The organism is Bifidobacterium sp. ESL0800, assembly GCF_029395355.1.
Taxonomy (GTDB): Bacteria; Actinomycetota; Actinomycetes; order Actinomycetales; family Bifidobacteriaceae; genus Bifidobacterium.
In genome coordinates, this window is sequence record NZ_CP113913.1 from 1,997,345 (window position 1) to 2,008,230 (window position 10,886).

A 10,886-nucleotide genomic window follows, 5' to 3' on the forward strand; every position below is an offset into this window, starting at 1 on the left:
TCGAAAGTCTAAGGCTGTGAGGCGATATTTGCGTCGATGGGTTCATGATTCGGCAAGGGCTTCGCGTGTTTCGGGGGTAAAGGTGTCCGAATGTGTGCCTTTGGGCTTGCTCGGCCCGTCCGGTTCAAGCGGATTTCGGCTGATTTGCGAGGCCGGCTTCCGTTTGCCTTGTGGAATAGTCCACTTTATGAGATATTGCCCGAAACTTTTGCATTTGGGCTGAAGGCTTGCGATAAACGCTGAAATGTCTTGTTGTGCGCAGGGAAATATCCAATAATTATTGTCATTTTTCATCGTATATTGTCATTTTACCGACAAAAATCCTACTCAAATCGCCCACGGAAACCCCGATGTCATCTCTTGCGGCGTACTCTATTCACTATTGCGCGCTTGAAGCAGCAAAAAGCGAAGGGAAGTTTAGATGACACTAATGGAAAGCGGGAATACTGCGACCAATGCCGAAACCAACGCCAAAGCTGCAAACGATTCGTCGGCAAAGAGCACTGCGGCAAAGGGCGCTACGGCGAACGCTTCCCGGCCCGGCAGCGGCAGTGGCAACGGCAGCGCGGGCGAGGAGAGCAACCAGCTCGAGCGCGGCCTGAGCAACCGTCACGTCCAGTTCATCGCCATCGGCGGCACCATCGGCACCGGCCTGTTCCTGGGCTCCGGCAAGTCGATCGCCTTCACCGGCCCCAGCATCATTCTGGTCTACATCCTCGTCGGCTTGGTCATGTTCCTGTTGATGCGGGCCATCGGTGAGCTGATGTATCACGACCCGGACCAGCACACGTTCATCAATTTCATCGGCCGCTACCTCGGCTCCGGCTGGGGCCATTTTGCGGGCTGGACCTACTGGATCGTCCTTATCCTTATGGGCCTGAGCGAAATCACCGCGGTCGGCACGTATTTCGTCACTTTCTTCGACACGTTCGGCTTCAATCTGCGCGCCTGGCAGCCGCTGATCGAGGTCTGCTTCCTCGCGGCGCTGGCGGTGATCAACCTGATCGCTGTGAAGGCGTTCGGCGAGACGGAATTCTGGTTCTCGATGATCAAGATCACGCTGATCGTCGGCCTGATCGTCACCGCCGTGGTCATGGTCGTCGTCAACTTCCACTATCCGGCCGTCCAGGTCCACGGCGTCGACCACATCAGCCCGGCAGGCCACGCCGGTCTTGACAACATCTTCAACGGCCTGACCATGGCGCCGAACGGCTGGCTCGCCTTCCTGATGAGCTTCCAGATGGTCTTCTTCTCCTACGAGATGATCGAGTTCGTGGGCGTCACCGTCTCTGAGACGAAGAACCCGCGCAAGGTGCTGCCGAAGGCGATCAACGAGATCATCATGCGCATCCTCATCTTCTATGTCGGCGCGTTGATCGCCATCATGCTCATCGTGCCGTGGCAGTCGTTCAAGCCCAACAAGGACGGCTCCTTCGCCTCCCCGTTCATCATGGTCTTCCAGTACGCGGGCCTCAAGTGGGCCTCGGCGCTGGTCTTTTTCGTGGTCATCACCGCCGCGTCCTCGGCGCTCAATTCGCTGCTCTACTCCGCCGGCCGGCACCTCTTCCAGCTGGCCGAGGTCTCGAAGTCGCCCACGCTCAAGAAACTCGGCGTCGTGTCGAAAAACAAGGTGCCGGCGCGGGCCATCGTGGTCTCCGCCTGCTTCATCCTGCTTTCGCCGGTTATCAACGCGATTCCGCAGATTTCCAGCGCGTTCGTGCTCTTCGCCTCGGCCTCCAGCGCCGCGATCATCTTCATCTACATCCTGACGATGGTGGCGCACCAGTGCTACCGCCGTTCCTCCGATTTCGAGGCCGACGGCTTCGTGATGCCGGCCTACAGGCTCACGAATACGCTGACGATCCTCTTCTTCGTGTTCATCTACGCCACGTTGTTCTTGGCTCCCGACACCCGCGGTTCGGCCGTCGCCGGGCTGGTCTGGCTGGTGCTTTTCGGCGGTTACAGCCTGATTCGCTATCGCGGGAAAGAAGCCGAGCTCTTAAACTGAACGGAAACGGATGCCTCTGATACGTTTCTATTGGAACGTTTGATGTCGTCGATTTTGCTTGTTTTGACTGGATTATGCTATAAGCATGAAAAATATTTAAAAGGTTTTAACAGGCCTTCGGCGTCTCTAAAGTATTGCAAATATTGGGTTTTCGGTATTTATTATCAGAAACTAATTGTGAAAATCGCTAAGAAACGCGAAATTGGAATTGACAAACCCAAATTCTGTATTACCTTTAATAGTATTGATGTCAAGGAAACTTACATCAATGTAGTTTGTGCAATGATAGCTGGTTCACAATTGGGCCAAAAGCTGTTCCGGTTACCCGGAAGGTGATACAATAAACTATCTGTAACACGGATATTCATGTATAAAACGGAGGTAGGAAATGGCTAAGGCAGTTAAGGCACAGCACGGTGTTCGTCAGCTTCAGGAACGCACTTGGTGCGTTCGCGCGACTTCGGAGCTCGCGGATTGGGTTCTCTCGGGAGCTGCGGATGAAGAGGTTCGTCCGTCTGTACTCATTCGTGAAGCGGTTGGCGAGTATCTCAAGCGTCATCACGCCGATCTCCGTCCGGTTGCAAAGGCTTGATCAGGTTCCAGCCGGAATTTAGAAATTTAGACTTTTAGTTTTTCGTCTTCCCGTCTCTTGGGTTCATCCCTTGAGGCGGGAAGACGTTTTTGTAGGTGATTTGGCCTATAACCCCAGATACACCTCGGCCCCGGTACTCGTTGTCAAGCATCGGGGCCAGCGGCATACATTGAGAGGGACATACATCCCAGCGTCGGTTGTGGCCTCAACGGATAAAAGCTTTATAGGCCGGCTAGATTCCGGTGAGTCACCTCCGCAACCAACATTATCAGTATACTATCCACCATGGGTAATACCTATTTCACGGTAGGACGGAACTGCCGCCGGGCCCCTCACCAAGGTTTGTGCGACCGTGCAGCCAGCCGGCTGTATCGACCTCGCCGCGTCCGTCGTGGCGCGGCATACATTGAAAGGACATTTCATTATGTCCCCAAACAGGAAGGGTTCTAACTGCCCTGAGATCATCCAGACCATCGTGGCGTTGACCGTCGTTCTGGCGGCCAACGCGGATAATGCGTGGTTGACGTGCTGCTCGCAATCGTTGTCGGTTGCGAGCTGGCCGTCGTCTGGAGGTGGAGCAGGCGTTAGCTAGGGCCGGCCCGGCGCGGGGCGACCCGCGTCGGGCACTTCCTCTCGAAAATCTCTACGCTATCCAAAATCTCTTATTTCGATATGTGACTTGTGACTTGTGGAGATAAAAAGGTAAATAAGGAGTTGCGACTCGGTTTTCGCCGACCGTGGCAGTATTGCGTAAGGTTATCTCGACTGTTTCAATTCTTTGTAGTAAGTGTGGTAAACATGTGCCAATGGGGCCAAAATACGAGGGTTGTTTTCTGTTAGATGTTTCTGTGTCCGCGAAAGCTTCTACCGCAAACTATTCATGGGTGTTAGTATTAAATCCATTGCAAATGAAGAACGGAGCGGATGATGGGTTTTGAGCAGGAGGCGTTGCGCGATCTCAACTGGAGCGCGGCAAATAGCAAGTCTGTGCTATGGAACGAGCTGGACCGCTCGAACCGCGGTGAGCCATTCGTGCTGCGCCAGTTGCTGCGGCATGGCACCGCCACGCCTACCCAGCTCGCCGTCGCGCTGCATGCCAGTTCGGGCCGTGTTTCCGCGCTGCTGAAGGCGTTGGAGGCGAAGGGACTCGTCTCGCGCGAGATCGACGAGAAGGACCGACGCAACATATTGGTCTCGCTGACCGATGCCGGACGAAAACAGGCCACGAACGATCAGGGGAAGATCGACTCGGCCGTCTGCTGGATTTTCTCGCAGATGGGGGAGCGGCGCACCCGCGAGTTTGTGAACCTGGCCGAGGAATTCATCGTCTACCTCACGGTGTGCAAGCCTGGTGAGGGCCGTCCCGATGCCGCCGAAGTCTCGCAGGCCTTTAAGGACTGGGAGCAACGGCACGAGGAGTGGCTCGAAGCGGGGCGCGAAGAGGTGCGCGGCCCCCATGCGGACGAGTCGGAGCAAGCCAAAGGGTAATGACCGTTTTCTTGCATCGTTGAGTATGGGTGCAAGAAATAGGTCGTTGGGCACTCACCAGTGGCTGTTTTCTTGCACGGAGATGAGTGGATGCTAGAAACTGGCCGTTTACGAGTAGCCTGTGTCCGTTTTCTTGCATAACGTAGCGTGGACGCTAGGAACCGGCCATTCGGTTTGCAGGCTCCTACGCGGTGGGTGAAAAGCGGACGCCGTTCAGCGTTGGCGAGTATCATAACTTTCGCCAATAAAATAGCTAACACTGTAAGTAATGTATGGGTAGTCGGTAATTATGCCGTCAATCCCAAGGAAGTATGAAAGGGGATCCATGCTTCGTATCAGCAAATACCTCTCCAAAACGGAGATCGGGCAGATGCTGCTGAGCCTGGCGTTCATCGCCGGACAGGTCTTTTTCGACCTGAAGCTGCCGGACTATATGTCCAAGGTGACGGCGCTGGTCGAGACGCCGGGCAGCCAAATGGCCGATATCTGGAAAGAGGGCGGCAAGATGCTGCTCGTCTCGCTGGGCTCCGTGGTCTGCGCCATCGCCGTCGGCTACTTCATGGCCCGCGTCGGCGCCTCGTTCAGCCAGCGTCTGCGCTCGCTCGAGTTCCGCAAGGTCGAATCCTTCGGGCCGGCCGAGATGAACAAGTTCTCCACGGCCTCGCTGATCACCCGCTCCACCAACGACATCACACAGATTCAGATGTTCATCACCATGGGCGTCCTGCTGGTCTTCCGCGCGCCGATCATGGCCGTCTGGGCCATTTTCAAGATCGCGGGCAAAGGCTTTGAATGGACGGTGGCCACGGCCGCTGCCACAGCGATCATGCTGGTTTTCGTCATCGCCATCATGACTATGGTCATGCCGAAGTTCCGCTCGATGCAGCGCCTGACCGATAATATCAACGCCGTCGCCCGCGAGAACCTGACCGGCCTGCGCGTCGTCCGCGCCTACAACGCCGAGGACTATCAGGAAGCCAAATTCGCGCGCGTCAACGACGACCTGACCGACACCCAACTCTTCACCACCCGCACGATGGCCGCGATGAACCCCGTCATGTCGAGCGTGATGAACGGCCTGGGCCTCGCCATCTACTGGATCGGCGCCTACCTCATCAAGGACGCGGCGCTGCCGGCCGACAAACTCACCGACTTCTCGAATATGGTCGTCTTCTCCAGCTACGCGATGCAGGTCATCATGGCCTTTCTGCTCCTGAGCATGGTCTTCGTGCTCTGGCCTCGTGCCGACGTCTCCGCACAGCGCGTCATGGAGGTGCTCGACACCGAGCCGTCCGTCAAGTCCGGCACGGCTCGCGAGGGCAAGCCGGGAGAGACCGGCACCGTCGAGTTCCGCAACGTTGGTTTCGCGTACCCCGACACCCGCGAGGAGATGCTGCGCGGCGTCAGCTTCACCGCCCGTCGCGGCCAGACCATCGCCTTCATCGGCTCCACCGGTTCCGGCAAATCGACGCTGGTCAACCTCGTGCCGCGCTTCTACGACGCTACCGAGGGCGAGGTGCTGATTGACGGCGTCAACGTTCGCGACTATGACATCAAGGCGCTGCGCGACAAGATCGGCTACGTGCCGCAGCAGTCGGTGATGTTCAAGGGCACCGTGGCATCCAACGTCAGCTACGGCGACCGGCCCGGCGACGCCGAGACCGTCGAGGTGGCCGATACCTCCACCGCCAAGGGCCGTAAGCGCGAACTGGCGCTGATTGAGGGCGAAAGTGAGCGCGATGAGCTGAGCGCAGAACAGAAGGCGAACGTTCGCGCCGCTAGCGAGGTGGCGCAGGCCAGCGAGTTCGTCGACCGTATGGACGGCGGCTACGAAGCGCCGATCGCGCAGAGCGGATCCAACGTCTCCGGCGGCCAGAAGCAGCGGCTTTCCATCGCCCGCGCCGTCTACCGTCACCCGGAGATCATGGTCTTCGACGACTCGTTCAGTGCGCTCGACTTCAAGACGGACCGCGCGGTGCGCGACGCCTTGAAAACGCACGCCGCCGACGCCACCAAGCTCATCGTCGCCCAGCGCGTCGGCACCATCATGGACGCCGACCAGATCGTCGTGCTCGACGACGGCAAGGTGGTGGGCAAGGGCACGCACAAGGAGCTGCTCGCCAATTGCGAGGTCTACAAGGAGATCGCCGAATCGCAGCTGAGCCCCGACGAGCTCGCCGCGTAAACAAGGACATGCCATGAGAGGACGCCGGATTCCGCTCTATCTGTCACCTTTGACTTGCTTGCTGGAGTGGTCCATGCACAAAGTGACAAATAGAGGCCCTATCTGTCACCTTTTACGTAGAGATCGAAAGCAAGCGTGTAAAAAGTGACAGATGCCGGCAGCAATGCTGACGGAACGAGCGTTGACTCTCCACTCGTATGTCCATCCGAATATCAATCTTTTAAAAAAGGACAACAAATGCCAAGAATGAGGGGGCCGGTCGAGAAGCCGGCCGATTTCGGCGGAGTGATGCTCAAACTGGTGCGTTACTGCCGCAAATACCTGCCCGCCATCGTCGTCGCGCTCGTGTTGGGCGCGGCCGGCACCATCTGCCAGATCATCGGGCCGGACCAGCTGAAGAACATGACCAACGCCATCGCCAAAGGCCTGCCCGCCATGGTGCACGGCAAGCCGGTGATGGGCGCGGTCGACATGGGCGAGGTCACGCGCATCGCGTGGCTGCTCGTCGGCCTGTACGTCGGTTACGCGGTGCTGAACTATATCCAGCACTGGATGATGGCCACCGTCACCCAGCGCGTCGGCCAGAGCCTGCGCCGCTCGATTTCCGACAAAATCAACAAACTGCCGCTCAAGTATTTCGACAAGACCAGCTACGGCGACGTGCTCTCTCGTATTACAAATGACGTCGACGCCATCGGCCAGACACTGGGCCAGTCGCTGGGCATGCTGATCACCTCGATCACGCTGTTCTTCGGCTCGCTGATCATGATGTTCTACAACAACGTCATCATGACACTCTGCGCCATCGTGGTCTCGCTGCTCGGCATCGTGGTGATGATGCTGATCATGAAGTATTCGCAGAAGTACTTCGCCCGCCAGCAGATCGCGCTCGGCGACGTCAACGGCCACGTCGAGGAGATGTATGCCGGCCACACCGTCGTCAAGGCCTACAACGGCGAGGCCGACTCCATCCGCAAGTTCGAGAAGTACAACAACGACCTCTACGATTCCGCGTGGAAGAGCCAGTTCCTCTCCGGCCTGATGGGCCCGATGATGAACATGATCGGCAACCTGAGCTTCGTCGCCGTCTGCATCGTGGGCGGGGCGCTCGCCATCGACGGCAAGATCGAGTTCGGCGTCATCGTGGCGTTCATGATGTACGTGCGTCTCTTCACCCAGCCGCTTTCGCAGTTCGCGCAGGCTTTCCAGAACCTGCAGCGCTGCGCCGCCGCCTCCGAGCGCGTCTTCGGCTTCCTCGAGGAGCCCGAGATGAGCGACGAGAGCAAGAAGCCGGCGCTGCTTGGCCGCGACCCGAAGACCGGCAAGCCCACCCGCGTGCGCGGCGACGTCGAGTTCAAGGACGTCAACTTCGGCTACGAGCCCGGCAAGACGATCATCCACGACTTCTCTGCGTCCGTCAAGGCCGGGCAGAAGGTCGCCATCGTCGGGCCGACCGGTGCCGGCAAGTCCACCATGGTCAACCTGCTGATGCGCTTCTACGACATCGACGGCGGCAAGATGACCATCGATGGTATCGACACCTCGACCGTCCCGCGCTCCAACGTGCACGAGCAGTTCTCGATGGTGCTGCAGGACACGTGGGTCTTCCGCGGCACGGTACGCGAGAACGTCGCCTACGCCAAGAAGGGCGTCACCGATAAGCAGATCGAGGACGCGTGCAAGGCCGTCGGGCTCGACCATTACGTGCGCTCGCTGCCGCAGGGTTACGACACCGTGCTCGACGACAATTCCTCGCTTTCGGCCGGCCAGCGCCAGTTGCTGACGATCGCCCGCGCGATGGTGCAGGATGCGCCGATCCTGATCCTGGACGAGGCCACCTCGTCGGTCGACACCCGCACCGAGGAGCTGATCCAGAAGGCGATGGACGCGCTGACGGTGGGCCGCACGAGCTTCGTGATCGCGCATCGCCTCTCGACGATCAAGGACGCGGACATGATCCTGGTGATGAACCACGGCGACATCGTCGAGCGCGGCACCCACGACGAGCTGCTGGCCAAGGGCGGCTTCTACGCCGACCTCTACAACAGCCAGTTCTCCGAGCTGGTCGACTGAGGGCTGGCTAGTGGCTGGCTAGGGTCTGGCTAAGGATCGGCTAGACGGTGTTCGACTAGGTAATAGATGGCCGCTGCCGTCAATATGGTCAAAAAGCGCATTCTAGCTCAGCTAGAGTGCACTTTTTTCACAGCAGTGTGCGAAAAGTGCGTTATGGCATGGGTAAAGTGCACTTTTTTCACAGCAGTGTGCGGAAAGTGCGTTATGGCATGGGTAAAGTGCACTTTTTTCACAGCAGTGTGCGGAAAGTGCGTTATGGCATGGGTAAAGTGCACTTTTTCACGGTGGTGTGCGGAAAGTGCGTTATGGCATGGGTAAAACGCACTTTTTTCACAGCAGTGTGCGGAAAGTGCGTTATGGCATGGGTAAAACGCACTTTTTTCACGGTGGTGTGCGGAAAGTGCGTTATAGCACGATCAAAGTGCACTTTTTTCACAGCAGTGTGCGAAAAGTGCGTTATAGCACAATCAAAGTGCACTTTTTTGACGGTGATGCGTGAAAGATGCACCTTGAAGCAATCAAACCGCGCTTTCCGCGCACGGCGCATTCAGTCCTTGAGCGTGGCCAGCGGCACCACCATCACGCCGTCGGGACGTGTGTAGCTCAGTGCGCCGGTGCCGGTGAGTACCATCGTGAAGCTCGGTGCCGGCATGCGGGTCGTGTCGATTTTCTTGGCAAGCGCGAGCAGACTTTCCGCGCCAACGCCCACGAGCCGGTCGCCGCCGAGCTTGACTTCTACGAGTCCGTAGCGTCCGTCGCGCAAGTGGACGACGGCGTCGCATTTCAGCCCGGACTTGTCGCGATAATGGAAGACCTCGCCGTCCAGCGCGTCGGCGTAGACGCGCAGGTCGCGCACGCACATGCTTTCGAACCACAGCCCGAAAGTCTCCAGATCCTTCAGCGCTCCTTCAGGCCCGACGCCCATGGCCGCGGCGGCGATTGAAGGGTCGACGAAATGACGTGTGTCGGCGGTGCGAATCGCCGTTTTGCTGCGAAGGTTCGGGTTCCAGGCGGGCATGTCCTCGACCACGAAAATGCGTTGCAACGCGGTGATATACGACTGCACGGTTTTGTCGCTCGGCGTGGTTCCGTTGCCGCGGAGGTCGGCGGCGATATGCGCGGTGGGCGACTGCGAGGACTCCATACGCGCGTAAGAGCGCAGGAGTCGTCTGGCAAGGTGCGGATCGCGTTGAGTATTGTCGGCGCGTGAGATGTCGGAATCGGTGACGGCGTCCACATAATCGCGTGCCTGCCTCAGCGCGATGCGTTCCGGTTGTCCGACCGCCTTGGGCCAGCCGCCTCGGCAGAGCAGGAACGCCAGCCGTTCGAGGGTTGTTCCGCTTTTGGCGACGGGCAGTTTAGCGCCGTCGAATAGGTCGCCTAATGATACTGCTCCGCTGGAATCGCCCGATTCGTAGAGGCTCATGGGCCGCATGCGCAGCCTTGAGATGCGTCCGGTGCCGGTGTGGAACATCTCGCTGTTGTCGGGCGGCACGCTGGAGCCGGTAAGAATGAACTGGCCAAAGTCGTCGCGCTGGTCGACAGTGAAGCGCACCGCGTCCCACAGCTTCGGCGCTGTCTGCCATTCATCAATCAGGCGCGGTGTTTTGCCGTCAAGGAGAGCGCTTGGCTGTGCGTCGGCGAGGATGAGGTTCTGCTCGCGTGATTCGGGATCGGCCATGTAGAGCACGCTTTTGGCGGCTTGCGTGCATGTGGTGGTCTTACCGCACCATTTTGTACCTTCCACCAAGACCGCTCCGCTCGCTTCGAGACGTTCTTTGAGGAGCTTGTCGTAGATTCGTGGAAGATAACTGTGCATGGTTCCTGATTCCTTGTGGCAGTAAGTATTTATATCTGCTGTTTTCTCAGTTGGCCGTTTTTTATTTACCGAGTTGGCTTAATTCTGTTTACCGAGTTGGCCACTTTCTGTTTCCTGAGTTGGCCGTTTTGTCGAAGTGTGGTGGGGCGCCGGTCGTTGGGTTGGATGCTGACGGCAACAGGTAAACTTTTCTCGTCATAATGAGAAAAGTGCGAATTAAATCAGACTTTTCATAGTATATTTTATAACTTTTATCAAAAATTATATATCTTCTGTCAAAAACGATAGACTGGCCCCGTTGCGCGCGTTGGCGCGGCTTTCGGCCGAACAGGGGATTCGGCGCATGGGCGTCACCTGCGACACGGTCGGCCTGGGCCAAGTCGAGGGCATCGAGATCGTCAACGCCATGGATTGGCTGCTTGAGTAGCCTGTTCGGCCGTGCGATAGCCGCTAGAACATGCGGATTTTTATCGTTGACAGAGTGTCAAAATTGAAATGATAGGGCTGGACAAATACAGCATGATTATTATACAAAAATCTGTTATCTATCTAATTTACGCGAAAATGTATTGCAAAATCTGTTCACGTAGACAACAAGGTAATACCTAGGTTCCTTATCTGTAATACAATGAAGTCGCACGATCGTTTATTTTGTAATGCGTCCCATAATGCAACAATGTTCGAAAATGGCTTAAAGTAGGCAATTTCACATGCGATGGGA

General features: G+C 57.4%; 8 protein-coding genes. 6 read left to right on the forward strand and 2 right to left on the reverse strand.

Annotated features, from left to right (window positions below; all coding sequences use genetic code 11):
* Window positions 1-42: 42 nt before the first annotated feature.
* Complete coding sequence (locus tag OZX75_RS07575) at window positions 43-294, reverse strand: hypothetical protein (protein ID WP_277146034.1); 252 nt, start codon at window positions 292-294, stop codon at window positions 43-45.
* 136 nt (window positions 295-430) lie between these two features.
* Here OZX75_RS07575 and OZX75_RS07580 point away from each other — a divergent pair, with 136 nt between their 5' ends.
* The 5 genes from OZX75_RS07580 (at window position 431) to OZX75_RS07600 (ending at window position 8,346) form a co-directional block, all read left to right on the forward strand.
* Window positions 431-2,008: an amino acid permease gene (locus tag OZX75_RS07580; RefSeq protein WP_277147509.1), complete on the forward strand. Its 1,578-nt coding sequence runs from the start codon at window positions 431-433 to the stop codon at window positions 2,006-2,008.
* 388 nt (window positions 2,009-2,396) lie between these two features.
* Window positions 2,397-2,600 (forward strand): hypothetical protein, encoded by a 204-nt coding sequence (locus tag OZX75_RS07585; protein WP_277146035.1) that lies wholly within the window; start codon window positions 2,397-2,399, stop codon window positions 2,598-2,600.
* Between the two features lie 927 nt (window positions 2,601-3,527).
* Window positions 3,528-4,088: a MarR family winged helix-turn-helix transcriptional regulator gene (locus tag OZX75_RS07590; protein ID WP_277147511.1), complete on the forward strand. Its 561-nt coding sequence runs from the start codon at window positions 3,528-3,530 to the stop codon at window positions 4,086-4,088.
* Between the two features lie 325 nt (window positions 4,089-4,413).
* A complete protein-coding gene (locus OZX75_RS07595; RefSeq protein WP_277146036.1) occupies window positions 4,414-6,273 on the forward strand; it encodes an ABC transporter ATP-binding protein in 1,860 nt (619 codons plus the stop codon).
* Window positions 6,274-6,510: 237 nt separating this feature from the next.
* Window positions 6,511-8,346 (forward strand): ABC transporter ATP-binding protein, encoded by a 1,836-nt coding sequence (locus OZX75_RS07600; protein ID WP_277146037.1) that lies wholly within the window; start codon window positions 6,511-6,513, stop codon window positions 8,344-8,346.
* A 547-nt stretch (window positions 8,347-8,893) separates the two neighbouring features.
* On the opposite strand, the gene OZX75_RS07605 is transcribed toward OZX75_RS07600, so the two are convergent.
* Entirely contained in the window at window positions 8,894-10,165 is a 1,272-nt protein-coding gene (locus OZX75_RS07605; RefSeq protein WP_277146038.1) for an ATP-binding protein, read from the reverse strand.
* A 298-nt stretch (window positions 10,166-10,463) separates the two neighbouring features.
* Between OZX75_RS07605 and OZX75_RS07610 the strand changes: the two genes are divergently transcribed.
* Window positions 10,464-10,592, forward strand: a complete 129-nt coding sequence (locus OZX75_RS07610; protein ID WP_277146039.1) for a hypothetical protein — start codon at window positions 10,464-10,466, stop codon at window positions 10,590-10,592.
* Window positions 10,593-10,886 lie beyond the last annotated feature (294 nt).